General features: G+C 76.6%; 22 protein-coding genes. 4 read left to right on the top strand and 18 right to left on the bottom strand.

The annotated features are described in order from the left end of the window. Nucleotides 1-26: 26 nt before the first annotated feature. Nucleotides 27-3,158, bottom strand: coding sequence for a preprotein translocase subunit SecA (secA, locus tag D0Z06_RS09130; protein WP_117377057.1), 3,132 nt, complete (start codon nucleotides 3,156-3,158; stop codon nucleotides 27-29). Between the two features lie 66 nt (nucleotides 3,159-3,224). Further along, nucleotides 3,225-3,926 carry an SDR family NAD(P)-dependent oxidoreductase gene (locus tag D0Z06_RS09125; RefSeq protein WP_117377056.1) on the bottom strand — a complete coding sequence of 234 codons (702 nt, stop codon included), beginning with the start codon at nucleotides 3,924-3,926 and terminating at the stop codon, nucleotides 3,225-3,227. Nucleotides 3,927-3,969: 43 nt separating this feature from the next. Here D0Z06_RS09125 and D0Z06_RS09120 point away from each other — a divergent pair, with 43 nt between their 5' ends. Both D0Z06_RS09120 and D0Z06_RS09115 read left to right on the top strand, forming a co-directional pair. Beyond that, complete coding sequence (locus D0Z06_RS09120) at nucleotides 3,970-4,368, top strand: pyridoxamine 5'-phosphate oxidase family protein (RefSeq protein WP_117377055.1); 399 nt, start codon at nucleotides 3,970-3,972, stop codon at nucleotides 4,366-4,368. Nucleotides 4,369-4,372: 4 nt separating this feature from the next. Beyond that, on the top strand, nucleotides 4,373-4,945 hold the full coding sequence (locus D0Z06_RS09115) for a GNAT family N-acetyltransferase (protein WP_199522219.1): 573 nt from the start codon (nucleotides 4,373-4,375) through the stop codon (nucleotides 4,943-4,945). A 45-nt stretch (nucleotides 4,946-4,990) separates the two neighbouring features. Here the strand turns inward: D0Z06_RS09115 and hpf are convergent, their stop codons facing one another. From hpf to D0Z06_RS09045, 14 genes are all read right to left on the bottom strand, one after another. Next, nucleotides 4,991-5,665 (bottom strand): ribosome hibernation-promoting factor, HPF/YfiA family, encoded by a 675-nt coding sequence (gene hpf / locus D0Z06_RS09110; protein ID WP_117377054.1) that lies wholly within the window; start codon nucleotides 5,663-5,665, stop codon nucleotides 4,991-4,993. 34 nt (nucleotides 5,666-5,699) lie between these two features. Continuing rightward, a complete protein-coding gene (locus D0Z06_RS09105) occupies nucleotides 5,700-6,461 on the bottom strand; it encodes a ComF family protein (RefSeq protein WP_117377156.1) in 762 nt (253 codons plus the stop codon). Between the two features lie 65 nt (nucleotides 6,462-6,526). Continuing rightward, a complete protein-coding gene (locus D0Z06_RS09100) occupies nucleotides 6,527-8,245 on the bottom strand; it encodes an LpqB family beta-propeller domain-containing protein (protein ID WP_117377053.1) in 1,719 nt (572 codons plus the stop codon). Then, nucleotides 8,242-9,816, bottom strand: coding sequence for an MtrAB system histidine kinase MtrB (mtrB, locus tag D0Z06_RS09095; RefSeq protein WP_233517550.1), 1,575 nt, complete (start codon nucleotides 9,814-9,816; stop codon nucleotides 8,242-8,244). Before mtrB ends, D0Z06_RS09100 begins: the two co-directional genes overlap by 4 nt. A gap of 211 nt (nucleotides 9,817-10,027) precedes the next feature. Beyond that, the gene (mtrA, locus tag D0Z06_RS09090) at nucleotides 10,028-10,735 is read right to left on the bottom strand and encodes an MtrAB system response regulator MtrA (protein ID WP_458339531.1); all 708 of its coding nucleotides are present in this window, start codon (nucleotides 10,733-10,735) and stop codon (nucleotides 10,028-10,030) included. Nucleotides 10,736-10,999: 264 nt separating this feature from the next. Beyond that, on the bottom strand, nucleotides 11,000-12,496 hold the full coding sequence (ahcY, locus tag D0Z06_RS09085) for an adenosylhomocysteinase (protein WP_117377051.1): 1,497 nt from the start codon (nucleotides 12,494-12,496) through the stop codon (nucleotides 11,000-11,002). Between the two features lie 232 nt (nucleotides 12,497-12,728). Continuing rightward, nucleotides 12,729-13,625: a GmrSD restriction endonuclease domain-containing protein gene (locus D0Z06_RS09080; RefSeq protein WP_117377050.1), complete on the bottom strand. Its 897-nt coding sequence runs from the start codon at nucleotides 13,623-13,625 to the stop codon at nucleotides 12,729-12,731. A 20-nt stretch (nucleotides 13,626-13,645) separates the two neighbouring features. Beyond that, on the bottom strand, nucleotides 13,646-14,821 hold the full coding sequence (gene manA, locus D0Z06_RS09075; protein ID WP_117377049.1) for a mannose-6-phosphate isomerase, class I: 1,176 nt from the start codon (nucleotides 14,819-14,821) through the stop codon (nucleotides 13,646-13,648). A 127-nt stretch (nucleotides 14,822-14,948) separates the two neighbouring features. Next, a complete protein-coding gene (locus D0Z06_RS09070; protein ID WP_158579924.1) occupies nucleotides 14,949-16,307 on the bottom strand; it encodes an FAD-dependent oxidoreductase in 1,359 nt (452 codons plus the stop codon). 65 nt (nucleotides 16,308-16,372) lie between these two features. Then, nucleotides 16,373-17,422: a DUF808 domain-containing protein gene (locus tag D0Z06_RS09065; protein WP_117377047.1), complete on the bottom strand. Its 1,050-nt coding sequence runs from the start codon at nucleotides 17,420-17,422 to the stop codon at nucleotides 16,373-16,375. A gap of 246 nt (nucleotides 17,423-17,668) precedes the next feature. Continuing rightward, nucleotides 17,669-18,814 (bottom strand): SIS domain-containing protein, encoded by a 1,146-nt coding sequence (locus tag D0Z06_RS09060; RefSeq protein WP_117377046.1) that lies wholly within the window; start codon nucleotides 18,812-18,814, stop codon nucleotides 17,669-17,671. Next, nucleotides 18,811-19,014 (bottom strand): Trm112 family protein, encoded by a 204-nt coding sequence (locus tag D0Z06_RS09055; protein WP_255419340.1) that lies wholly within the window; start codon nucleotides 19,012-19,014, stop codon nucleotides 18,811-18,813. The genes D0Z06_RS09060 and D0Z06_RS09055 overlap by 4 nt, the downstream gene beginning before the upstream one ends. Next, the gene (locus D0Z06_RS09050; RefSeq protein ID WP_117377045.1) at nucleotides 19,011-20,375 is read right to left on the bottom strand and encodes a phosphomannomutase/phosphoglucomutase; all 1,365 of its coding nucleotides are present in this window, start codon (nucleotides 20,373-20,375) and stop codon (nucleotides 19,011-19,013) included. The genes D0Z06_RS09055 and D0Z06_RS09050 overlap by 4 nt, the downstream gene beginning before the upstream one ends. 194 nt (nucleotides 20,376-20,569) lie before the next feature. After that, the gene (locus D0Z06_RS09045) at nucleotides 20,570-20,920 is read right to left on the bottom strand and encodes a DUF3499 domain-containing protein (protein ID WP_117377044.1); all 351 of its coding nucleotides are present in this window, start codon (nucleotides 20,918-20,920) and stop codon (nucleotides 20,570-20,572) included. 195 nt (nucleotides 20,921-21,115) lie between these two features. Between D0Z06_RS09045 and D0Z06_RS09040 the strand changes: the two genes are divergently transcribed. Further along, complete coding sequence (locus D0Z06_RS09040; RefSeq protein WP_117377043.1) at nucleotides 21,116-21,571, top strand: metallopeptidase family protein; 456 nt, start codon at nucleotides 21,116-21,118, stop codon at nucleotides 21,569-21,571. A gap of 76 nt (nucleotides 21,572-21,647) precedes the next feature. Here D0Z06_RS09040 and D0Z06_RS09035 read toward each other — a convergent pair whose 3' ends face one another. Beyond that, nucleotides 21,648-22,529 (bottom strand): phosphotransferase, encoded by an 882-nt coding sequence (locus D0Z06_RS09035; protein ID WP_117377042.1) that lies wholly within the window; start codon nucleotides 22,527-22,529, stop codon nucleotides 21,648-21,650. A gap of 102 nt (nucleotides 22,530-22,631) precedes the next feature. On the opposite strand from D0Z06_RS09035, the gene D0Z06_RS09030 reads away from it, so the two are divergent. Then, on the top strand, nucleotides 22,632-23,663 hold the full coding sequence (locus D0Z06_RS09030; RefSeq protein ID WP_117377041.1) for a hypothetical protein: 1,032 nt from the start codon (nucleotides 22,632-22,634) through the stop codon (nucleotides 23,661-23,663). Nucleotides 23,664-23,958: 295 nt separating this feature from the next. Here the strand turns inward: D0Z06_RS09030 and D0Z06_RS09025 are convergent, their stop codons facing one another. Beyond that, the gene (locus tag D0Z06_RS09025) at nucleotides 23,959-24,297 is read right to left on the bottom strand and encodes a WhiB family transcriptional regulator (protein WP_117377040.1); all 339 of its coding nucleotides are present in this window, start codon (nucleotides 24,295-24,297) and stop codon (nucleotides 23,959-23,961) included. Between the last annotated feature and the right edge of the window lie 212 nt (nucleotides 24,298-24,509).

Genomic DNA, 24,509 nt, shown 5'->3' with positions numbered 1-24,509 from the left:
CGAGGGGCGGGGAGGACGGTCCTCGCTCAGGAGCGCGAGGGCGCCCCGTGGCAGGCCTTGTACTTCTTGCCGGACCCGCAGGGGCACGGCGCGTTGCGCGCGGGCTCCTTGGTGCCCGTGACGGTGGCCGTCTTGGCGGCCTTCGCCCGGCCGGTCTCGGCCGGGGAGGAGTCCAGGCTCGGCGCCGAGTAGGTCAGCTGCTCGGCCGAACGCCGCGGCTCCTCGAGGCCCGCGACCGACAGCTGCGGGCCGCTGTCGGCTGCGGGCTCCTCGGCGGCCGGCGCCGTCGGCTCCGGGGCGGCGTGCCGCCCCCTCGACCGCCGGGCGGCCGGGGCCTTCGCCGGGGACGCCGCCGGGGACGCCGCCGGGGCCTTCTCCGGGGACGCCGGTGCCACCGCCGGGGACCCCGACGCCGTGGGCCGGTCGTCACCCTCCGCGGCGACCGGGGCCGGCCCGCCCGGGACCCCCGTCGGGGCGGCCGGTGCCGGCGCGGCCGGGGCCGGGGCAGTCGCGGCGGCCTGCGCCTGCGCGGCCTGCGCGGCCGCGGCCTGCGCCTGCGCGGCCTGGCGGGCCCGGACCCGCGCCGTGCCCGCCTGGGCGGCGGCCAGCGCGCGCGCCTCGGCCTCGGCCTGCTTGGCCCGCGCCTCGGCCTCCTGCTGCTCCTTGGTCTTGACCTCCAGGTTGAACAGGAAGCCGACCGACTCCTCCTTGATGCCGTCGAGCATCACGTTGAACATGTCGTAGCCCTCGCGCTGGTACTCCACGACCGGGTCGCGGTTGGCCATGGCGCGCAGGTGGATGCCGGCGCGGAGGTAGTCCATCTCGTAGAGGTGCTCGCGCCACTTGCGGTCGAGCACCGACAGCAGCACCCGCCGCTCCAGCTCCCGCATGACCTCTGGGCCGAGCGTGGTCTCCCGCTCCTCGTACGCCCGGTGCACGTCGTCGAGCAGCGCGCGCTTGAGGTCCTCCGCCGACAGCGCGGCCTGCTCGCCGTCGGCCACCCGGTCGAGCAGCTCGTCGACGGTGAACCCGACGGGGTAGAGGGCCTTGAGGCCGGTCCACAGCTGGTCGAGGTCCCAGTCCTCGGCGTACCCGGTCTCGGTGGCGCCGTCGACGTAGGCGCCGACGACGTCGTCCACCATGGCCTGGACCTGGTCGGCGAGGTCCTCGCCGTCGAGGATCGTGCGCCGCTCGTCGTAGATGACGGTGCGCTGCCGGTTGAGCACCTCGTCGTACTTGAGGACGTCCTTGCGGACCTCGAAGTTCTGCTGCTCGACCTGGGTCTGCGCCGAGCGGATCGCCCGGGTGACCATCTTCGACTCGATGGGCTGGTCGTCGGGGACCCGCAGCGTGGTCATCATCGACTCGAGCATCGGGCCGTTGAACCGGCGCATGAGGTCGTCGCCGAGGGAGAGGTAGAACCGCGACTCACCGGGGTCGCCCTGCCGGCCCGAGCGGCCGCGGAGCTGGTTGTCGATGCGCCGGCTCTCGTGCCGCTCGGTGCCGAGGACGTAGAGACCGCCGGCCTCGGTGACCTCCTCGTGCTCGGCCTTGACCTGGGACCTGGCCTCCGAGAGCGCGGCGTCCCAGGCGGCCTCGTACTCCTCCGGGGTCTCCGCCGGTGACAGCCCGCGGGCCCGCAGCACCTCGTCGGCGATGAACTCGGGGTTCCCGCCGAGCTGGATGTCGGTCCCGCGGCCGGCCATGTTGGTCGCGACGGTGACCGCGCCCAGCCGCCCCGCCTGGGCGACGATGTGCGCCTCCCGGGCGTGGTTCTTGGCGTTGAGCACCTCGTGCGGGATGCCCTTGCGGACCAGCAGCTTGGAGAGGACCTCGGACTTCTCGACGCTCGCCGTCCCGACCAGCACCGGCTGGCCGGCCTCGTTCCGCTCGGCGATGTCCTCGATGACCGCGTCGAACTTCGCCGCCTCGGTCTTGTAGATGACGTCGGAGCGGTCCGCGCGGATCATCGGCCGGTTCGTCGGGATGCTGACGACTCCCAGCTTGTAGGTCTGGTGCAGCTCGGCCGCCTCGGTCTGGGCGGTGCCGGTCATCCCGGAGAGCTTCTCGTAGAGCCGGAAGTAGTTCTGCAGGGTGATCGTGGCGAGGGTCTGGTTCTCGTCCTTGATCTGCACCCGCTCCTTGGCCTCGATGGCCTGGTGCATGCCCTCGTTGTAGCGGCGGCCGGCCAGCACGCGGCCGGTGAACTCGTCGACGATCAGCACCTCGCCGTTCGTGACGATGTACTGCTGGTCGCGGTGGTAGAGCTCCTTGGCCTTCAGCGCGTTGTTCAGGTAGCTGATCAGCGGGGAGTTGACCGCCTCGTAGAGGTTCTCGATGCCGAGCTGGTCCTCGACGAACTCCACGCCCTCCTCGGTGACCGCGACCGTGCGCTTGGCCTCCTCCACCTCGTAGTGCACGTCGCGGCGCATCAGCGGCACGATCCGCGCGAACTCGACGTACCACTTCCCGGCCGACTCGGCCGGCCCGCTGATGATCAGCGGGGTGCGGGCCTCGTCGATGAGGATGGAGTCGACCTCGTCGACGATCGCGTAGTGGTGCCCGCGCTGGACCAGGTCGGCCTTGCTCCAGGCCATGTTGTCGCGCAGGTAGTCGAAGCCGAACTCGTTGTTCGTGCCGTAGGTGATGTCGCAGGCGTACTGCTCGCGGCGGTGCGCCGGCTTCTCCCCGGAGAGGATGGTGCCGACCGACAGCCCGAGGAAGCGGTGCACCCGGCCCATCCACTCGGCGTCGCGCCGGGCGAGGTAGTCGTTGACCGTGATGACGTGCACGCCCTCGCCGGTCAGGGCGTTGAGGTAGGCGGGCAGGACGCCGGTGAGCGTCTTCCCCTCACCGGTGCGCATCTCGGCGATGTTGCCGAGGTGCAGCGCCGCGCCACCCATGACCTGCACGCGGAAGTGGCGCTGGCCGAGCGTGCGGGTGGCCGCCTCGCGGACCACGGCGAAGGCCTCCGGCAGCAGGTGGTCGAGGGTCTCCCCCTCGTCCAGGCGCTCGCGGAACTCGTCGGTCTTGGCCCGCAGCTCCGCGTCGGTGAGGTCGGCGACGTCGTCCGCCAGCGACTCGACCGCGTCGGCGATCTTGTTCAGTCGTCGGAGGAGCTTGCCCTCACCGGCTCGCAGGATCTTCGAGAACACCACCGGTCCAGAGTAGGCGGCCGGGGCCGCGGGCTGCCGACGCCGGACCGGCGTCGCGCCCGGCGCTGCTCAGCGGTGCACCAACTGCCCCGCCCGCGGGTCGAGCACGACCTCCCGGCTGCCCTGGCGGAGCGCCTCGAGCACCGCGCCGACCAGCTCCTCCGGGTCGTGCCCGGGCGGCAGCCGCGGCGGCCGCCCGGCGAGCGCGCGGTCGACCAGGCCGGTGTCGATGTGCGGCGGCCGGACGTCCAGCACGCCCACCCCGCGGGCGCGCACCTCCCGGCGCAGCACCCCGGCCCAGGCCGACAGCGCCGCCTTGCTCGCCGAGTACTCCGCCATCTGCAGCGTCGGCGCGTCGGCCACGACCGCGGACAGCAGGACCACCGCCCCGCCGTCGGGCAGGTGCGGCAGCGCCGCCCGCACCAGGCTCATCGGCGCCAGCGTGTTGACCGCGAACAGCTCCTCGGTCACCGCGTCGTCGGCCTCGGCCGCGGGGCCGAAGGCCACGACCCCCCAGGCGACCACGACGGCGTCCAGCCCCCCGAGCGCCGTCACCCCGGCCTCGACCGCGGCGCGGACCGCGGCCACGTCCACGACGTCGGCGGTGGCCGTGGGCGCCCCGCCCAGCTCGTCGGCCAGGGCGCGGAGCCGGCCGGCGTCCCGGCCGGTCAGCGCCACGCGCGCGCCGGCGCCGTGCAGGCCCCGGGCCAGCGCCCCGCCCAGCGCCCCGGTGGCCCCGGCCACGAGGACCCGTGCACCCGAGAGCTCCACGACCGCCGGATGCCCAGGTGGCGCACGATCTAATCTCGTCCCCGTGGCCTCCGACCCCCGCACCCTCGGCCCCGCGGCGCTGGACTTCCTCACCGAGCGGCACCTGGCGACGCTGACCACCCTGCGCGCCGACGGGAGCCCGCACGTGGTGCCGGTCGGGGTCACCTACGACGCCGACACCGGCACCGCCCGCGTCATCACCTCGGGCACCTCGGCCAAGGCCCGGCACGTCCGCGGCGGGCGCTCCCGGGTGGCCGTCTGCCAGGTCGACGGCCGCCGGTGGCTGACCCTGGAGGGGACGGCGGTGGTCCGGGACGACCCGGCGGCCGTGGCCGACGCCGAGGAGCGCTACGCCCGCCGGTACCGGCAGCCGCGGGAGAACCCGGCGCGGGTGGTGCTGGAGATATCGGTCGACCGGGTCCTGGGCAACGCCGGAGCATGACCGGGTGACCCTCGACCCCGGCGGCGTGGACCTCGACGGCATCGACCTCACGACCGAGGTGGTGCGCACCGCGCGGCTGGTGCTGCGCCCCCACCGGCCGGACGACGAGGACGCCGTGCTCGCGGCCTGCCAGGACCCCGAGACGCAGCGCTGGCTCAGCGCGCTGCCGGTGCCCTACACGCGGGCCGACGCCCGGGCGTGGGTGGCCGAGGCCGCCCCGGCCGAGCGCGCCGGGCGGCGGGGCATGCCGGTCGTCGTCGAGGCCGGGGGCCGGCTGGTCGGCTCGGCGGGCGTGCACCTGCGCGAGGGGCGGCTCGGACCGGAGATCGGCTACTGGACCGCCCCGTGGGCGCGCGGGCGGGGCTACGCGGCCGAGGCCGCGCACGCCCTGGCCGACTGGGCGCTCGGGCTCGGCGCCCCGCGGGTGCACCTGTTCGTCGACGTGGGCAACACCGCGTCGCAGGCGGTGGCGGTGCGCGCCGGGTTCGTCCGCGAGGGCGTGGTCCGCGCGGCCCTGGACCTCCGGGGCGGCGGCCGGGCCGACGCGGTGCTCTACGGGCGGCTGCCCGGCGGGTGACGGTCACCGGGGCGGGCGCACCGCCGGCGCGCCCGCCCCGGCCGGTCAGAGGGGAGCGGCGGCGGGCTGCGCCGCACGCTGCGCGCCGGTCCCGTCGAGCGCGGGGTCGACGAGCCGGATGAGGCCGTAGTCGTAGGCGTGCCGGCGGTAGACGACCGTCGGCTGCCCCGTGTCGGCGCACTGGAAGAGGAAGAAGTCGTGGCCGACCAGCTCCATCTCGTGGAGGGCCTGGTCGACGGTCATGGGGGTGGCCGGGTGGTGCTTCTCCCGGACGATCCGCCCCGGCAGGTGCTCGTCGAGGTCGGTGACGTGCGGGCCCTCGGCGAGCCGGCGGTCCCGGTCGAGGGCCTCGAGGACGCCGGCGTCACCGCCCCCGCCGACCCGGACGGTGGCCGGGGTGCGCCGCCCGTGGTGCACGCGGCGGCGGTCGGCCGCCTTGCGCAGCCGGTGGTCGAGCTTGCCGGTCGCCAGGTCGAGCGCGGCGTAGAAGTCCGCCGCGGCCGCCTCGGCGCGGACGACCGGGCCCTTGCCCCGGAGGGTGATCTCCACCCGCTGGCACTTCTCGGACTGGCGCGGGTTCTTCTCGTGGAAGAGCTCCACGTCGATGCGCAGGATCTTCAGCTTGCCGTCGAACCGCTCGAGCGAGCCGACCTTGTCCTCCACGTGCTGTCGGTAGTGCTCGGGCACTTCGACGTTGCGGCCACGGACCACGATCTCCATGAGACCTCCCGGTCGGGTTGTGATCTGGTCCACGCTAGTCGCCGCCCCCCTGCCCCGACAGTCGATCTCGAGCCCGGTGCGGCTTCCCCGGCGAGGTGCCGCGCGGGGTGCGTCGCGGGGTCGCCGCCACCACCGCGGCGAGCACCGGCGGCCCGCCCGGGGCGGCCAGCGGGGCGAGCACGCCGGCCGCCGCGGTGAGCGTCGCGCCGCTGGTCACGACGTCGTCGACGACCACGAGGGCGGCGCCGGGCGGCAGGGCGCCGGGTCGCAGCCGGAGCGTCCCGGCCAGGTTGGCCCGGCGCTCGGCGGCGGTCAGCCCGGCCGAGTCGCGGGCCCGGCCGACGCGCCGCAGCAGCCGCGCCACCGAGGCCGGCACCCCCGCGGCGCGCAGCTCCGTCGCGGCCCGCGCGGCCAGCTCCCGGACGTGGTCGCGGCCGCGGGCGCGCAGGGCCGCGGCGCTGCTGGGCACCGGCACCAGCAGCACCGGCGCGCCGGGGTCGTCGAGGCCGGAGCGGACGGCGGCGACCGCCAGGGCCAGCGCCGCGCCCAGCGGCCGGGCGAGCTCCGCCCGGCCGTGCTCCTTGAAGGCGTTCACCGCCGGGCGGACCGGGCCGGCATAGCGGCCGGCGGCCACCGTGGGCGGGAAGCCGGCCGGGAAGCGGCGCGGCTGGGCGAGGTGCGGCACGGCCAGCGAGGACGCGCACGGCCGGCAGAGGACCGCGCCGGGGACCCCGCACCCGGCGCAGACCCGCGGGAGGAGCAGGTCGGCCAGCGCCGCCGCCAGCCCCGTCCGCACGGCGGGCAGCGTCCCCACCGGCCGGGAGCCGGGCCAGGCCCGCACGGGATCTGTGGACGGCGGGCTCAGGCCGGGTAGAAGGGCTCGTCGCCGCGCAGCGGCTGCTGCCCGCGCAGGATGGTCACCCAGGTGCCGTTGACGAACTGCCAGATGGTCCCGTCCGCGCTGACCAGCGGCGGCCGGCCGGGAGCCGCCGCCACCCGGCCGGGTGGGCTGGGCAGCCCCGCGGTGGCCACGCTGGTCAGGTCCCAGCCGTCGACCCCCACCAGGTACGGGACCACCCGCCCCTCGGCGCTGTCGCCGGCCAGCAGCAGGAGGCTGCCCGCCGTCCGCCAGGACACGTCGACCACCTGCGTGAGGCCGGGGGCGACCGCCCGCAGGTCCCGCAGGGCGACCGGGCCGTCCTCGGCGCGCACCACGGTGCCGACGTAGAGGGTGTCCCCCTGCGGCCCGGCGACGACGACGGCGGCCCGCACCCCGTCGGGGGACAGCTGGAGCACCGTGGTGCGGCCGAGGCCGGCGAGGGTCGGGGCGCTCACGGCCTGCGGGGTGCCGTCGGCGGGCAGCCGGACGACGGCGGCGCCGTCCCGGACGAGCCAGAACTCCGAGCGGATGGCGGCCACCGTCGGCGCCGTGAAGCTGCCCCCGGACAGCACGGGCGACAGCTCGCCGCCGTAGTCGCCGGCCAGCAGCGTCACCTGGTCGCCGGCCACCGCGGTGCCGACCATCTCGGTGAGCTCACCGGTGCGGACGTCCGCGGCCACCGCGGCGCTGGTCAGCCCGTAGGCGCCGGCACCCGCGGGCCCGGGCGCCGGCGCGTCGGCGACGGTGAGGAGGGCGCCGTCGCGGAGGAAGTGGCCGACCGCGTCGACGGGGACGCCGTCGGGGCCGTAGGCGGCCCAGTCGTCGACGGTCTGCACCACCGGGACCCCCTCGGGCCGCAGCGGCTCGCCGTCCCGGCGCACCTCGACCGAGCGGGCCAGCGGGCGCAGCGTCCACACCAGCTGGGCCGACAACCCGGCCACCTGGGCCGCCGAGAGGTCGCCGAGGCCGCTGAGGTCGACCGTCGCGGTCTGCCCGGAGACGTCGACGGTGCTGCGCAGCGAGGCGCCGGCGAGCTCGTTGCGCACCCCGGCGGCGAGCACCGCCGACGGCCCGTCGACCAGCCGCCCCACCAGCTGGCTGGGCTGGGCCTCGCCCCGGATGAGGTAGCGCGGGTCGGGGACCACCCGCTGCCCGGTGGGGTCGAGGAAGTACAGGTCGCGCCGCTCGTAGAGCCGCTCGAAGTCCGGCTCGAGGATCACCAGGCCGTCCGGCGGGTTGGTGACCCGCCACTCGCCCTCGACCTGCTGCAGGGTGAAGTCGCGGGTGTAGACCTCCTGGCCGGCGACGCTGAACACCCCCCGCTGGTCGATGGTGCCGACCAGGTCCGCGGTCACCGCCACCGTGCCCGCGTCGGTGGTCACCGTGGCGTAGTCCTGCCCGATGACGGTGATGCCGGCCTCGTCGGACCAGGACCCGGCCGCCTCGGGGGCGAGGTGCTCGCGCGCGACCGGGTGGCCGCGCACGGTGCTGGCCGCGGCGTCGAGGAAGCTCCGCACGACCTCCTCGGGGGCGGCGCCGGGCTCCGGCGACAGGGGCTCGATGCCGACGAGGCCGTCGGGGCGCGTGGGCGGCTGGGTGATCTGCACCGTCGGGGACGCCGTCGGCACCGTGGAGCAGGCGGTCAGGACCGCCAGCAGCACCGCGAGCACCGCCGCGCGGACGGCGGCCGGGCGGCTCACCGCCGCTCCCCGACCCGGCGCACCACCGGCCGCAGGGGCAGCGGTGAGCTGGTGAGGTCGGCGCCGGCGGTCAGCGGGACCGTCAGCCGGAACTGCGCGCCGGCCCCCGGCTGCCCCCAGACCTGCAGCCAGCCGCCGTGCAGGCGGGCGTCCTCGAGGCTGATCGAGAGCCCGAGCCCGCTGCCGCCCACCGTGCGCACGCGGGAGGGGTCGGCCCGCCAGAACCGGTCGAAGACGTGCTGCGCCTCCGCCGAGGACAGGCCGACCCCGTGGTCGCGCACGGTGACCGCGGCCGCCGTGCGGTTGGCCGCCCAGGTGATCTCCACCGGCTTGCCGGAGCCGTGCTCGATGGCGTTGCCGACGAGGTTGCGCAGGATCCGCTCCACCCGGCGGGCGTCGACCTCGGCGATGACCTCCTCCGGCGGCCCGCTGACCGTGAGCTCGCAGCCGTGCCGCTCGGCCAGCGCGGCCATCCCGGCGACGACCCGGTCGACCAGCGCGCCGAGGTCGGTGGGCTCCCAGTCCAGGACGGCGGCGCCGGCGTCGTAGCGGCTGATCTCGAGCAGGTCGCTCAGCAGCGCCTCGAAGCGGTCGAGCTCGGTGTGCAGCAGCTCGGCCGAGCGGGCGACGTGGGCGGGGAAGTCCTCGCGGGACTCGTGCAGCACCTCGGCGGCCATCTGGACCGTCGTCAGCGGGGTGCGCAGCTCGTGGGAGACGTCGGAGGTGAACCGCTGCTGCAGCTGGGAGAGCGCCTCCAGCTGGGTGATCTGCCGCTGGAGGCTGTCGGCCATGGCGTTGAAGCTGGTGGCCAGCCGCGCGAGGTCGTCCTCGCCGCGGACGGTCATCCGCTCCTCCAGCTGACCCTCGGCCAGCCGCTGGGCGGTCCCGGCGGCGCGCCGGACCGGGTCGACCACCAGCCGGGTGATCAGCACCGCGATGCCGACGACGAGCAGGGTGAGCGCCACCCCGCTGATGACGACGGTGCTGCGGATCAGCGAGAGGCTCTCCGCCTCCTGGTCGAGCGGGAAGGCGTAGTAGAGCTCGATGCGGTCGGCCGACGAGCCGTCGCTCGGCACGGGGGCGCCGATCAGCAGCGTCGGCCGCGGGTCCCCCGTGGCGTTGGGCACCATGGCGTAGCGCAGGTACTGGCCCCCGGCGGCGACGTCCTCGCGCAGGTCGGCGGGGATGGCCGGGTACAGGTAGCGCCGGCTGGTGGCGCTGCGCTCGACCGACCCCGAGCGCTGCACCATGACCACGTCGAAGTCACCGGCGGAGCCGCTGCGGCTGGTCAGCTGCTGCACCGTCCGGTCGAGGGTCGCGCGGACGCTGGCCGCGTCGCCGGTGGCGATGCCGGCGACCTCGCTCTGCGCGTAGAACACCCCCGCCTGGGCCTGGTCGACGGCGGCCTGCCGCTTGACCGAGAGCAGCTGGTCGCGGATCTGCACGAACAGCACCATGCTCACGATCACCACGACGGTGCCGGCGACGAGCATGGTGATCGCGCCGATGCGCAGCTGCAGCGACGACCGCCAGGCCTGCGCCAGGCCGGCGCCGTGGCGGCGCAGCAGCACGCGGGCGCGGACGGTGTGGCGGCGCGCCCGGCGGCGCAGCGCGGCCGCTCGCGAGCCGGTCCCCGGTGCGGCGGTCAGGCCGGGGACGGGCGCGCCCGTCCCGGTCGAGCGCTCTCTGCCCGGGGCGGGCGGCGCGAGTGGTGCGGGAGCGGCCTCGGGGGCCGCCGGCCGGGGGGTCACGGGCGCGCGGCCCACCGCGGGTCCCCGTGGCTCACGGCGGCCCCGCCTTGTAGCCGACCCCGCGCACGGTGAGCACGATCTCGGGCTTCTCGGGGTCGCGCTCGATCTTGGCGCGCAGCCGCTGCACGTGGACGTTGACCAGGCGTGTGTCGGCGGCGTGCCGGTAGCCCCACACCTGCTCGAGCAGCAGCTCGCGGGTGAACACCTGGCGTGGCTTGCGGGCCAGGGCGACCAGCAGGTCGAACTCGAGCGGGGTCAGCGCGACGGGGACGCCGTCCCGGGTGACCTGGTGGGCCGGGACGTCGATCTGCACGTCCCCGATGGACAGGTTCTCGGCCTGCCCGCTCTCCCCGCGGCGCAGCTGGGCGCGCACCCGCGCCACCAGCTCGACGGGCTTGAACGGCTTGGTGACGTAGTCGTCGGCGCCGGCCTCCAGGCCCTGGACGACGTCGATGGTGTCGCCCTTGGCGGTCAGCATCACGATCGGCACGGTGGACTGGGTGCGGATGTCCTGGCAGATCTGCAGGCCGTTGCGGCCGGGCAGCATCAGGTCGAGCAGCACGATGTCGGGCCGGGTCTGGTGGAACACCCCGACCGCCCGGTTGCCGTCGGAGACGAACGCGGGCTCGTAGCCCTCCCGGCGCAGCACGATGCCGAGCATCTCGGCGAGGGCTGCGTCGTCGTCGACCACGAGGACTCGGCCGCGGCTGGACCCGTTCTGGGGAGCGGTGGGTGGCACGCCGACCATTCTGCGCTGGTCGCGCCCGAAAAGACGGCACCCGCCCGGCCTGCCGACCGGGCGGGTGCCCTCCCGGTCCCCCGGAGGCGTGCCCCCGGCGTCGGAACGGCCCCGCTGCAGGGCCCCGCCGCGGGCGCGGTGACCCGCCGGAACGGCCCCGCTGCAGGGCCCCGCGGCGCGCGGAGCGTGTCGCGGGGGGCAGCGTGGCCCCGCTGCAGGGCCCCACGGCGCGCGGAGCGTGTCGCGGGGGGCAGCGGGGTCCTTTCAGTAGCGGTAGTGGTCGCTCTTGAAGGGGCCCTCGACCGGCACGCCGATGTAGTCGGCCTGCACCTTGGTGAGCTCGGTCAGCTTCACGCCGAGCGCGTCGAGGTGCAGCCGGGCCACGTGCTCGTCGAGCTTCTTCGGCAGCACGGTCACGCCGGGGGTCTGCCCCTCGTAGGCCGCGCGGTTGGTCCACAGCTCGATCTGCGCGAGCACCTGGTTGGAGAACGAGGCGCTCATGACGAAGCTCGGGTGCCCGGTGGCGTTGCCCAGGTTCAGCAGCCGGCCCTCGGAGAGCAGGATGATCGTGTGGCCGTCGGCGAACCGCCACTCGTCGACCTGCGGCTTGATGGTCGTGCGCTCGATGCCCGGGGTGCGCGCCAGGCCGGCCACGTCGATCTCGTTGTCGAAGTGCCCGATGTTGCCGATGATCGCCTGGTGCTTGGTCCGGCCGAGCTGCTCGGCGGTGATGATGTCCTTGTTGCCGGTGGCGGTGATGATGATGTCGGCCTTGCCGATGACCTCGTCGAGGGTGGTCACCTCGTAGCCGTGCATGGCCGCCTGCAGGGCGCAGATCGGGTCGATCTCGGTGACGATCACGCGGGCGCCCTGGCCGCGCAGCGACTCCGCGCACCCCTTGCCGACGTCGCCGTAGCCGCAGACCACCGCGACCTTGCCGCCGATCATGACGTCGGTGGCCCGGTTGATCCCGTCGATCAGCGAGTGCCGGCAACCGTAGAGGTTGTCGAACTTGCTCTTGGTGACCGAGTCGTTGACGTTGATCGCCGGGAACAGCAGCCGGCCCTCGCGGGCGAGCTCGTAGAGGCGCATCACACCGGTGGTGGTCTCCTCGGTGACGCCCTTGATGGCCTCCCCGATGCCGGTCCAGTACCGCCCGTCGCGGGCCAGGCTCTCGCGGAGCGCGGCCAGGATGACCTTGTACTCGTCGGAATAGGCGTCGACGTCCTCGGGAACGGCGCCGTCGGCCTCGAAGCGGGTGCCGAGGTGGACCAGCAGCGTGGCGTCGCCGCCGTCGTCCAGGAGCATGTTGGGACCGACGACGCCCCCGCGCTCGTCCCGGAACTCGAACAGCCGCTGGGTGCACCACCAGTACTCCTCCAGCGTCTCGCCCTTCCAGGCGAAGACCGGGACGCCGGTGGGCTGCTCGGGGGTGCCGTCGCCGACGACGATCGCGGCGGCGGCGTGGTCCTGGGTGGAGAAGATGTTGCAGGACACCCAGCGGACGTCGGCGCCGAGCGCGGTCAGGGTCTCGATGAGGACGGCGGTCTGCACGGTCATGTGCAGGGAGCCGGCGATGCGGGCGCCGGCCAGCGGCTGCTCGTCGCCGTACTCCGCGCGCAGCGCCATGAGGCCGGGCATCTCGTGCTCGGCGAGGCGGATCTCCTTGCGGCCGAAGCCGGCGAGGGAGAGGTCGGCGACCTTGAAGTCGGCCTCGCCGGTCGGGGTGGTCAGGGGGCGGGTGCCAGTGCTGGCGGTCATGTCGCTCCAGGTCCGGCCCGGCGCCGGAGCCGGGCCCTCGATGTCGGATGCTGGGTCGCTGCGATCCCCGCGCGCGGCGGGGAGAGCGAGCATGCCGAGGCTTCGGCGGGGCTCGTGCCACCGGACAGTCTAATCAGCCGGGCCGGACCCGCCTCCCGTCGCCGGTCGGCCGGGCAGCCGGCCGGCCGGGCAGCCGGTCGGCAGCGCGGCCGTCAGCGGCGCAACGGCGGGGTCACTCGCAGCCGACGCCGTCGCCGTCCCCGTCGAAGGCGTCCCGCCACCCGGGGTCCCCGCGGCGGATCGGCGCGGCCCCGGCCGCCCGGACCTCGGTGCAGTCGGCGTAGGTGGTCTCCGCCGGTGTGCCGGGGGGCGCCGATCCGGTCGGGGTGACCGGCGAGGGCTGCGGCAGGGGCTCGTCGGGGCAGCCGTCGAGGACGCCCGCCGCCGCGTCGTGCTCGGCCTGCGTCATCCACAGCCCGTACGCCAGCTTGACGGCGACCTGCCGGGCCACGTAGGCGCAGCGGTACCCGCGGGCCGGCGGCAGCCAGGTGGCCGCGTCGCCGTCCCCCTTCTGCTGGTTGAGCGCGCCGTCGACGGCGAGCAGGTTGAGCGGGTCGTTGGCGAAGACCAGCCGGGTGCCGTCGTCCCACTGCTGCGCACCCTTCTGCCAGGCGTCCGACAGCGCGACCACGTGGTCGACCTGCACGTCGTCGCTGGTCTCCTGGCCGCGGCGGAAGTCGACGGTCGTCCCGGAGTAGGGGTCGGCGAGCGTCCCGGCGGCCACGACGCAGTCGCGGGTGCCCGGCTGGAACGACACGCCGGCGAGGTCCCGGGCGAGCACGTCGTTGCGGGTGTCGCAGCCGTTGCGGTCGACGTCGGCCCAGGCGGGACCGAACCGGTCGCGGTCGTAGCCGGTGCGCGGGGCCCGGCCGCGCACGGGGACCTCCTCCAGCGCCCGGCGGGCCTCCCCGGCGAGCGCGGCGCCGCCACCGGCCGGGGCGGGGCTGCCGGTGTCCTGCCCGCCCGGCAGCGGGTCGCACGCGGTGAGGGCGACCACGGCCAGCGCCGCCGCCACGGCCCGGCGGAGCACGGGACCCCGCCCGGTGCGGACCCGGCCCGTCGAGGTCACACCACTGCGCCTCCTCCGGCTCAGCGGAGGTTGGTGGTGGTGCGGTAGAGCAGTGCGGGGCCGCGGGCGCTGACCGGCGTCCCGGCGGGCACGAAGGCGGAGTCGCCGCGCTCGAGCACCAGCTCGTCGTGCGCGGAGGCCAGCACGGCGCGGCCCTCGGTGCACAGCAGCACCTGCGGCCCGCGGGTGGTGAGCACGCCGGACCCGTCGTCCAGCGAGACGCGGGTGAGGTCGAAGTCCTCGACCGGCACGGGGTAGCGCAGACCGCCGGGCCCGAGCACCGGGTGCGTCACCGGGATGCGGCCGTCGGAGAAGTCCAGCACCTCGATCAGCGCCGCGAGGTCGACGTACTTGCTGGTCAGCCCCCCGCGCAGGACGTTGTCCGAGCTGGCCATCACCTCGACGCCGGCGCCGGACAGGTAGGCGTGCAGGTTGCCCGCGGGCAGGAACACCGCCTCACCGGGGGCCAGCTTGAGGTGGTTGCACATCAGCGAGATCACCACGCCCGGGTCCCCCGGGTAGGTGTCGGCCAGCCGGGCGGCCCAGCGGTAGGTGTTGATGAACTCCGGGTCGGCCGCGGCCACGAACCGGCCCGCCGCCGCCGCGACGGCGCCGACCAGGGCCGAGCGGTGCTCGGTGTCGAGCGCCAGCAGCTGCGGGACGGCGGCGCGCAGGCCCCCGCGGGCGAGCGCGGCGATCGTCGGCTTGAGCTCGGGCACCTGGAGCTTGGCCAGGCAGTGCAGCGACTCCTCCACCGGCCGGAACCCGCACAGCGCTTCGAACGGCGTCAGCGCGAGCAGCAGTTCCGGCTTGTGCCAGGGGTCCTTGAACGTCCGGGTGGGGTCGTTCGCCGGGACCCCGGCCGCCTCCTCGGCGGCGTACCCCGCGCGGGCCTGCTCGATCGTCGGGTGGGCCTGCAGGGACAGCGGCGACTCGGCGGCGAGCACCTTCATGAGGAAGGGCAGACGGTCACCGAACCGCTCGCGCACCCGCGGGCTGAGCAGCTTCTCCGGGTCCGCGGCGATGGCCTTGTCGAGCGGCGTCCCGTCCGAGAGCACGCTCGGGTCGTCGGGGTGCCCGCCCAGCCACAGCTCCGCGCAGGGCTGCTCGGCCGGGCTGGGCCGGCCCAGCAGCTCGGGGATGACCGTGCGCGACCCCCAGGGGTAGTGCCGCACGGCGTTCGTCATCTGCCACATCGAGGAGCAGGCTACTCACGGACGCGCCGGCGGGCGGTGTCCCGGTGACACGAGCGGGTGGTGGTACGCGGGTGGCGGGGAGCTTCGTCACAGTGACGCCACGTCACCGGATCGCGGTGCCGCCGGGTCACCGCGACGCGGGAAGCGTGGCGGCGACCTCCCGCGCCACCCGCCCGTCGTCCCACCCCAGCGGTCCGGCGGCCAGCGCGGCGGCGGCGCGGGCGGCGGCCGCCGTGGGCCGCGGCATGCGGGCCCGCCGGAGCAGCACGTCCCGGAGGTCGAGCGCGCCCTCGGCGGTCACCGCGTGCACGACCTCGGCCGCCAGGACCCCGGGTGCGCCCGGCAGCGGGCGGCCGAGGGTCGGGTCGTCCCGCACCAGGTCGAGCACCTCGACCGCGCCGTCCCCGTGGCGGGCCCGGAGCCGCTCGGACGTCCCGGCGGGCAGGCCGGGCGGGAGCGGGTGGACGGCGTCCACCCCCCGGGCACCCACCAGCGGCAGGTGCGCCGTCCGGGACGGCGGGACCCCGGGCAGGCCGGCCGTGGCGTCGTCCACGGCCTCCGCGGCCGCGCCCCGGACCTCGGCGAGCGGGATCCCGCGCAGCAGCACCAGCCCGGGCGCGGGCGTGCCGCGCTCCCGGGCCGCGACGGTCGAGGCGTGCACGCCCAGGACCTCCTCCTCGGCGGGGGGCCGGCGCAGCACCAGCGCGGCGAGGTCCAGCAGCCCGGCGAGGCCGGTGCCGGCTCCGGTGGTCGCCAGGGCCCAGCGGCCGTCGGCCGGGACGAGCGACAGCTCCCCGCCGGGCGTCCCGACGACGGCCGCGCTCCTCCCGGGCACGGCCCCGCCGGGGAGGAGGGCCAGGGACGCGGCCCCGGTGGTGCGCGCCCCGGGCCCGGGCAGGCCGGGCAGGTCCGCCGCTCCCAGCGCCAAGACCACCGCCCGGGCCCGCACCCGGAACGCCGACCCGTCGGTGCGGTCGGTGGCGCCCACCCCCAGGACCGGCCCGCCGGGGCCGAGGAGACCGGTGACGCGGGCCCGCGTGAGGACCCGGGCGCCGTAGCCGGCGGCCGTCCGGACCAGCGCCAGCGCCAGGCGGGCCTCGTCGACGCGGGCATCGCGGGTGCGCACCGCACCGGCGGCCAGCACCTCGGGCCGCAGGCCGGGCAGGGCGGCCGCCGCGGCCCGGGGCGGGAGCCAGCGGGGTGCGGCCGCTCCCCCGCCGACGCCGAGCAGGCCGGCCAGCGCACCCGCGGCGGCCCCGAGCGCCGCCCGCCCCGACGGGCGCAGGACCGGCACCGGCCGGGCCAGGTGCGGGGCGACGGCGCGCAGCGGCCCCGCCGCCCCGGCCGGGACCAGCGCGACGGGCCGGCCCGAGGCGCCGCTCGCCCAGTCCGCGGCCTCCAGCAGGGCCACCGCGAAGCCGCGGCTCGCGGCGTCGAGGGCGACGGCCGCCCCGGTGACCCCGCCGCCGGCCACCACGAGGTCCACGACCTCCTCGGGCAGCCGCGCGCGGTCGGCCCGGCGGCGCTCGGGGGACAGCCGGGTGCGGTCGCTCAGTGCGACGTGGTCCCGCCGGACGACGCGGTCCCGCCGGACGACGCGGCCCCGCCGGACGACGCGGCCCCGCCGGCCGACGCGGTCCCGCCGGACGACGCGGCCCCGCCGGACGGCCGCGCCTTGCGCCGGTGGATCGTGAGGTTCAGGACGAGCACGATCAGGGCCCCGACGGCGAGCCCGACGACCGCGCTGGCGAGGGTGTTGACCAGCCACCCCACGAGACCGCCGAGGGCTCCGGTGGCCTCGTGCGCCAGCTCCTCCAGGTGGTGCACGGCGCCGTAGACGGCGTGCAGACCCAGCTCGTCGCTGCCGACCAGCAGGATGTGCCCGCCGACCCACAGCATCGCGGCGGTCCCGACCACGGTGATGACGGCCAGCACGCGGGGCATCGCCTTGACCAGCCCGTGGCCGAACCGCGACACGGCCTTCCCCGGGCGCTGGGACAGGCTCAGCCCGACGTCGTCCATCTTCACGATGAGGCCGACCACGCCGTACACCAGGACGGTGATGCCGACCGCGACGACCGCGAGGATGACCGCCCGGGACCAGAAGGCCTCGTCGACCACCTCGTTCAGCGCGATGACCATGATCTCGGCGGACAGGATGAAGTCGGTGCGCACGGCCCCGCGGACGACGGTGTCCTCGTCCGGCATCGCGCCCTCGGCGGCGGCGTGGTGGTCGTCGTGCCCGCCGCGCAGCTTGTGCCACACCTTCTCCGCGCCCTCGTAGCAGAGGTAGGCGCCGCCGACCATGAGGATCGGGGTGAGCAGCCAGGGCAGGAACTGGCTGAGCAGCAGCACCGCGGGCAGCAGGATGAGCAGCTTGTTGCGCAGCGAGCCCATCGCGATGCGCTTGACGATCGGCAGCTCGCGCTCGGCGGCCAGGCCGTGCACGTACTGCGGCGTGACGGCGGTGTCGTCGACGACCACTCCGGCGGCCTTCGCGCTGGCCCGTCCGGCCGCGGCGCCGATGTCGTCGACGGAGGCCGCGGCGGCCCGCGCCAGCGTCGCCACGTCGTCGAAGAGGGCCACGAGTCCACCGGCCACGGGAGGTCCCTTCCGTTCGGTCAGCACCGGTGTGCTGTCTCGGTGATGGTGGTCCCTGCGGCCGTCCGGCGCGCGGGGGCCGCGCCCGGCCGCCCGTCGGGCGCCCGGCGGGGGCGGTACCCCTGCGGCAGGGACCCGAACGCCCCGGCCGGGGCGTCCGGTGCAGCGGCGCCCCGCCGGTGGGTCAGCCGGCGGGCGCCGGCCCGCCGGGACGGCGCCCGCGCGCTCCGACCTCGGCGGGGGTGCTCACCCGGGGTGGGCGCGCTCGGCGTCCAGGACCAGCGCCAGGTAGACCGCGGTGAAGTCCGCGACCGCCAGCTGCCGGGCCAGGCGGGGCAGCCGGCCGTAGCGCTCCGGCTCCCCGTGCTCGGCCAGCCCGCTCACCGGCACGTTGGCCGACTGCGCCGTGTGCAGGGCCTCCAGCAGCGCCTCCCGGGCCGAGCGCGGCTCGCGCTCTCCAGCACCGTCGTGCTCGCCGCCGTGGGTGTCGCGGACGGTGAGCAGCCGCAGCCGGCGGTCGGTGTCCTCGGCGCGGTCCCGGAAGAAGTCGTCCGCGCCGTCCCGCGGGGCCAGCGGGCCGCGCAGGACCGCGCACGCGGCCACCCGCTGGTCGGGCATCCGGAAGGTGGTGGCCGGCAGCCCGGCGAGCGTGGCCAGCTGGTCGGCGATGCGCGCGGCCGCGGTCCCGGCCAGCGGGCCCTCGGCGACGATCACCGGCAGCGCGTCGAGCAGCTCCAGCGCGAGGGTCTTCGCCGGGTTGACGAACGACTCCTGAGCGGGGCCGCACTCGGTGGCCACCTCGTCGAGGGCGTCGGCGATGGCACCGAGGTCGGCGGCGGCGGGGTCGAGCAGCTCGAGCTCGGCGGCGAGGGACAGCAGCGGGGTGAGCAGCGACCACAGCGTGGTGTGCCGCACCCGCGACCGCGGCAGCGGCACGTAGGGCGCCCGGGCGGTCGAGCAGGCGGCGCGCAGCGGCGCGTCGTCGGCTCCGATGCCGACCAGCGAGACCCCGCGGCGGGCCGCCTCGTAGGCCGGGGTGACCGCGTAGCGCCCGGCGCCGGTGCGGGTGGCGACCACGGTGATGTCGCTGGGGCCGGTCCACACCGGCAGGTCGGGGCCGGGGACGACGTCCACCGTGACCGGGCTCGAGGGCCCGAGCAGCGCGCGCAGCACCGACGCGGCGACCGCGCCCTCGCGGCGGGCGACGATGACCAGGCCGCGCGGGCGGCCCCCACCGGTCACCCGGGACAGCTGCGCCTCCTCGGTCAGCCGGGCGGTCTCCCGCACCTGGGCGCCGGCCCCGGCGACGGCCGGGAGCAGCCCGCGCGGGTCCCGGACCCGCAGCAGCTCGAGGTCGTCGAGGACCTCCTCGGCCAGCTCCGGCGAGGTCATGACGTCGGGTCGCCCTCGCTGCGGTGCCGCGCCTCGTCCAGCAGCAGCACGGGGATGCCGTCGCGCACCGGGAAGGCCCGGTCGCAGGTCGTGCAGAGCAGCTCACCGGCCGCCTCGTCCACCTCCAGCGGGCTGTGGTGGGTGTCGGGGCAGGCGAGGATCTCCAGCAGGGCGGGGTCCAGCCCCAGGGGACCGGTCATGCGCGCACCACCTCCAGCAGCCGGTCGCGGAGCGCGGCCATGCGGTCCGCGTCGGGCGCCTCGACGTTGAGCCGCAGCAGCGGCTCGGTGTTGCTGGCCCGCAGGTTGAACCACGAGCCGTCGGGCAGGTCGACGGTCAGCCCGTCGAGCTCGTCGACCGTGACGCCGTCCTCGCCGTCGAACATCGCCCGGACGGCCTTGGTCCGCTCCCCCGCGTCGGCGACGGTCGAGTTGATCTCCCCCGACGCGGCGTAGCGGCTGTAGGCGGCGGTGAGCTCCGAGAGCGGCCGGCTCTGCTCCCCCAGCGCCGCGAGCACGTGCATGGCGGCCAGCATGCCCGTGTCGGCGCGCCAGAAGTCGCGGAAGTAGTAGTGCGCCGAGTGCTCCCCGCCGAAGACCGCGTCGGTGCGCGCCATCTCGGCCTTGATGAACGAGTGCCCGACCCGGGTGCGCACCGGCTTCCCGCCGTGCTCGCGGACGATCTCGGGCACCGCCCGCGAGGTGATCAGGTTGTGGATCACCGTCGTCCCGTGCCCCTTGGCCAGCTCCCGGACGGCGACCAGCGCGGTGATCGCCGAGGGGCTCACCGGCTCACCCCGCTCGTCGATGACGAAGACCCGGTCGGCGTCGCCGTCGAAGGCCAGCCCGAGATCGGCCCCCGTGCGGCGGACCTCGGCCTGCAGGTCGACGAGGTTGGCCGGGTCCAGCGGGTTGGCCTCGTGGTTGGGGAAGGAGCCGTCGAGCTCGAAGTACATCGGGAGCACGGTGAGCGGCAGGTCGGCGAGGACCACCGGGACGGTGTGCCCGCCCATGCCGTTGCCCGCGTCGACGACCACCGTCAGCGGCCGGATCGCCGACAGGTCGACCAGCGTGCGCAGGTGGGCGGCGTAGCCCTCGAGCAGGTCCCGCTGCTCGACGGTGCCGATCCGGCCGGGGTCGCGGTCGTAGCGGTCGCGCTCGGCGAGCTCGCGCACGGTGGCCAGGCCGGACTCCTGGCCGACCGGTGCCGCCCCGGCCCGGCACAGCTTGATGCCGTTGTACCGGGCGGGGTTGTGGCTGGCGGTGAACATCGCCCCGGGCAGGCCGAGCGAGCCGGAGGCGAAGTAGAGCAGGTCGGTCGAGCCCAGGCCGGCCTCGACGACGTCCACCCCGCGGGAGAGCGCCCCCTCGGCGAAGGCCCGCGACAGCGGCACCGAGGACTCACGCATGTCGTGCGCGGTGACGAGCGCCGTGGCGCCGTCCTCGGTGGCGGCCAGCTCGGCGAAGGCGGCCCCGAGCCGGCGGGCGACGTCCTCGTCCCACTCGTCCGGGACCACCCCGCGGACGTCGTATGCCTTGACGATGGACGACAGACCAGACATGGCGACACCTTCGTGTGTGGTTCGGCCGGCAGCCGAGTCGGCCGACGGCGCCAGCAGGACCCTAGCCAGGCGGGCGGGGACGCGCGGTGGCGGTGGGGGCCCGGGCGCCGTGGCACGCGCGGGCCGCGGTCATCCGGCGGTGCGGGGTGCCCGTCGGCCGGGTCCGGGGGGCACCCCGCCGGCCGGAGCGCGGGTCAGGTCAGGTCGGGCAGGACCCGGAGGTGGCCGCGGCGGGTGCCGGAGCCGTCGTCGGCCGGGTTGCGCGGGGGCTCGGGGCGGGCGGCCTCGCGCACCGCGTCGGCGAGGGCGAGCAGGTCGTCCCCGGTCGGGCCGGTGTCCTCCACGTCGATCTCGTGCCGGACCACCTCCCACCCCCGGGGCACGGTCAGGCGCTCGGCGTGGAACTCGCAGAGGTCGTAGCTGTGCGGCTCCGAGAAGGTCGCCAACGGGCCGACGACAGCGGTCGACTCGGCGTACACGTAGGTCAAGGTCGCCGCCGCCGGTTGCGCGCAGCCGCTGCGCGAGCAGCGACGTGACTGCCTCACCACCGGTTCCTCACGAACGGCACAGTAGACGCGTCCCCTCCCGGGCGACAGGAGGCACACCGGGTTTCCGGCCCACCCAGGAGCAGCAGCCCCACCCTGCACCACGGCCCCGTGCACCACGGCCCCGGGGCCCCGCCGCGGCCGACCCGCGCGGCGCGGTGGCCGGCGGCCCGGGGTCGTAGGCTCTCCCCCGCCATGAGCCGACCCACCCGATCCCGTCGCGACCGGCACGGCCGCGGCCTGCGCGGGCGCCTCGTGCCCGACGGGGTGCCGCTGGCGCGCAGCCGCGGGGAGCAGTTCGACGACCTGGTGCTCGACGCGGTCGAGGACCTCGAGCGCCGGTGGGAGCAGGAGCTGGCCGGCGTCGAGTTCGCGGTCGAGGACGTGCCCTGGGTCGAGCACACCAGCCCCGACGAGGTGGTGCTCGACTCCGACGTCCTGGACGACGGCAGCGTCCCGCTGGCCCGGGTCCTCCCCGCGCACCGGGAGAACGGCCGCGAGGTCCCCCCGCGGATCGTCGTCTACCGCCGGCCGCTGGAGCTGCGCGCGCACGACCGCGACGACCTCGCCGACCTGGTCCGCGACGTCGTCGTCGACCAGGTCGCGGTGCTGCTGGGCCGCGACCCGGAGGAGATCGACCCCACGGGCTGAGCACGGCGCCGCCCCCGCGGCCCCGTCCAGGGCACCGCCCCGAGCCTGCGAGGGGTGGGGAGGACGGGGTCCTTTCTCAGCCGGGGCCGGCGGGGCTGCCGAGCTCCGCGGCGATGCCCCGCGCCTCGGCCAGCCGGGCCCGGCAGAAGGCGAGGTCGAGGCCGTCGCCGCGGTCGGGCCGGACGACCCGGGCGGCGAGCTGCTCGAGCGCCACGGCGTGCCACAGCAGCCCGACGTCCGGTTCCTCCCAGCCCGCGGTCCGGTCGAGGACCACGCGGGCGATCGCGGCGCGGTCCTCCTCGCCCGGCGTGGAGCACCAGAGGGTCAGCAGGTCCCGGTGCCGGGGGCCGGGGCGGACGCCGGTCCACTCGAGGACGACGAGGCCGCCGTCGGGCCCGAGGACGGCGTTGGCGGCGCGGAGGTCGCCGTGGGTCACCTCCGACAGCGGCAGCTGCGCGGCGGCGGCACGGACCGCGCGCAGCTCACCGCGCCGGACCCCGGCGCGCACGAGGCGGCCGGCGTCGGCCACGGACGCCCGCGCGCGGCGCAGGACGGGGCCGGCCGGCGGCGCCCACGGGTCCTCGGGCGGAGCGGGCAGCGGGGCGATGCGGATCGCGGCCTCGACCGCGCGCTCGGCCCACTCGGGCCCTCCGGGCGGGACCACGTGGATGCGGCGGGACAGCAACCAGCGGCCGTCCTCGGCGGCCGCGAGCACCTCGGGGACGCCCACCCGCCGGTCCTCGGCCCAGCGGCGCCCGCGCAGCTCCGCGCGCAGCCGCCGCCTGCCGCTCTCGGTGACCGCGAGATCGACGACCCGGTCGGCGAGCACGCCCTGGACGACGCCGAGGGACGCCGCGTGGTCGGTGACCCCGGTCAGCGGCTGCGCCACGCCCAGCTCGGCGAGCAACGCGGCCACGCGGTCGCGGACGACCCCCTCGCGTGCGCTGCTGCCGGTCATCGCAGGGATGCTCCCAGCCCGCCGGGCAGGCCGCAGCGCGGCACCGACCGGCCCCGCGCACCTCCCCGGCCCGGCCGCGGGCGGCTGCGATGCTGGGCGGCGATGGAGTCCTCCGCACCGGCCGCCGTGCCCTGGGTGGTGCTGGCGGTCGCGCTGACGGCCCTCGCCGTCCTCGGGGTCGCCGCGGCCCGGGCCGCCCGCCGCCACCCGCGGCAGGAGCCGCCGCCGGGGCCGCCGGCGGAGGCGGGCGGGCCGGCACCCGCGGCCGCGGGGCCGCGCTGGGCGCACGACGACCTGCCCGGCTTCCTGGCCGCACCGCCCGGGACGGCCGCGGAGGAGCCACCGCCCCCGCCCGCCCCGGCCCGCCCCCCGGGCAGCGGGGGACGTGCCCCGGACGCCGCCCGCCCGGTCGTCACGATGGCCGGGGCCGCGCTCGCCCTCGTCGCGGCGCTCGCCGTGGTCGCCGGCAGCACCGGGGCTGCGGCCCCGGCCGGCGACCCACCCCCGGTCGCCGGGACCACCCCCGGCGCGGGAGCGCCGCCCGGGCCGCCGGTCCCGCCGGCCCCTCCCCCGGACCTGCCCGGCGTCCCGGCCGAGCCGCTGCCCGGGGAGGGGGGCGCCGGCGCGCTGGCCGCCCGGTCGGTCCCGCTGGGCACCGACGGCCTGGCCGCCCGGCTGGCCTTCGGGGGCGTCGTGCTGGAGCGCCACGCGGTCGGCGTCACGGTGGCCTACCCGTCGGTCAGCGTGACCGCGACCGGGGACCCGGTGACCGCGGCCCTGGCCCACCTCCGCCTGGACACCTGGAACTGCCTGGCCGGCGAGGCGCCCGACGACCCCGAGGAGGCCGGCTGCGTGCGCACCCGGACGGCGTACGCGGAGCTGCCCACGCCGGCCCTGGGCGTCGAGCGCGAGGGGCCGGGGCTGCGGCTGACCGGCCGGTTCCCCACCTACACCCGCCCGCTGGGCGGGCCGGCGACCTACACCGGCCGGGTCTACGACGTGACGGTGACGGTGGCCGCGGACGGCCCGCTGCGGGCGGGCACCGCACCGGCCACCGGCACGTTCTTCCTCGGCGCCGACCGGGCGGGGTCCCGCGGCGGCCCGGGGGTCGACGTGCTCCGGGTCGTCGGCTGACCCCCCGGCAGCGCCGCAGCCGCCGACGCGGGTGCGTCGGCGGCTGCGGGTGGGTCGTCCGGTGGTGTCACACGGCGCCGTGTGCCGGTCCTGCTGCGGCGTCCCGCCGCGGCCCCGTCCCGGGCCCCGCCCCGGCCCCGTCCCGAACGTGCGAGGGGGACGGGGTCCCACCACGGTGAGTGGGACGGGCGGCCCTCCTGCAGGGTCCCGCCGCGAGCCTGCGAGTGGTGGGGGGGTGGCCCCGTCCGGAGGCTCACCGCGAGCCTGCGAGCGGTGAGAGGGACGGGGTCCTTCGTCAGACGGCCCGGCGACGGAGGCGGCGGCGCTCCCGCTCGGAGAGCCCGCCCCAGATGCCGAAGCGCTCGTCGTTGGCCAGCGCGTACTCGAGGCACTCGGCCTTGACCTCGCAGCCGGTGCAGATCCGCTTGGCCTCGCGGGTCGAGCCACCCTTCTCCGGGAAGAACGCCTCGGGGTCGGTCTCGGCGCACAGCGCGCGCTCCTGCCAGGACTGCGCGTCGGCCTCCAGGCCGATGCTCCACAGGCCGGTGAACACCTGCCCCGGCCCGCCCGGGGTCGGGTCCACCGACCGCTCGGAAGCACTGACGTAGTCGCTCAGCCACGAGACCTCTGCCATGACGACGCGTCCCCTCTCGCTCTCGTCCCGGAGCGCGCTCCTCGGGACGTTCCCGGGCCGCTGACCGCTCGATGACACCGCCGGAATTACACGCGTGTCGCTCCGTGGCCGTCAACTTTGCGCGGTGTAAGCGCCCGGCCACACGCACCCCACGCGTCACAAGGTGTTCGTCACATCTCGTGCGGACCCTCGACACGCCCGGCGAACAGTCG

The sequence above is a fragment of the Geodermatophilus marinus genome (assembly GCF_003428645.1).
Lineage (GTDB): Bacteria > Actinomycetota > Actinomycetes > Mycobacteriales > Geodermatophilaceae > Geodermatophilus.
The sequence above is the reverse complement of the archived record's forward strand: the minus strand, read 5'-3'. Positions and strand labels throughout refer to the sequence as shown.